Genomic DNA, 793 nt, shown 5'->3' on the forward strand with positions numbered 1-793 from the left:
GGCCGCCGCCGGGGCGCTGCGGCTGCTGCGCGCCCAGGACGCGGGGCGGGCCGCGCTGTTGGTCGCGGGGGCCTCTGAACTTCCCCCTGGAAATGGCGAGTTGCCGGACGGCGCCCGGTGGGCCGCCGAACTGGTCGACGGACCGGGCGAGTTGATCGCCGCTGTGCGGAACCTGCTGGCCGGCGTGGCGGTGGTCGCCGACCTGGACCAAGCGCTGCGACTGGTCGCCGAACACCCCGAGCTGTCCGCGGTCACCGCCGAGGGCGACCGGCTGGGCGCCGGCTTCGCCCAGGGCGGCTCCGGCGGTGCGCCCAGCCTGCTGGAGACCCAGGCGGCCGTGGACCAGGCGGCCCGGGCGATCGCGGAACTCGACCTCCGCTGCGCCGAGTCGGCCGAGCGGCTGGCCCAACTCACCGAACTGCGCCAGGAGTCGGCCGCGCAGGTCGAACGGCTCGGCGAACTGCGGCGACAGGCCGAGAAGGAGCGAGCCCAGGTGGCGGGGGCGCTCGGCCGGCTCGGCGGGCAGGCCCGCGCCGCCGCCGGGGAGGCCGAGCGGCTGTCGGCCGCCGCCGCGCGGGCCGAACAGGGCCTGGCCGAACTGCTCGCCACCGCCCAGGAACTGGCCGAACGACTGGCCGCAGCCGAGGAGTCGGCGCAGGCCGGGGAGGACGAGCCGGACCCGGCCGAGCAGCAGCGGCTGGCCTGCGCCGCCTCCGCCGCCCGACAGGCCGAACTGGAGGCCCGGCTCGCGGTGCGCACCCACGAGGAGCGGGTCCGCGCCCTAGCCGGCCGG

At 78.3% G+C, this 793-nt stretch carries 1 pseudogene; it reads left to right on the forward strand.

Annotation, left to right across the window (positions count from 1 at the left end):
- A pseudogene (locus tag BG452_RS35900) lies at positions 1–793 on the forward strand (chromosome segregation protein SMC); the annotation flags it as partial.

The organism is Streptomyces sp. CBMA123, assembly GCF_014596465.1.
Classification (GTDB): Bacteria; Actinomycetota; Actinomycetes; order Streptomycetales; family Streptomycetaceae; genus Kitasatospora.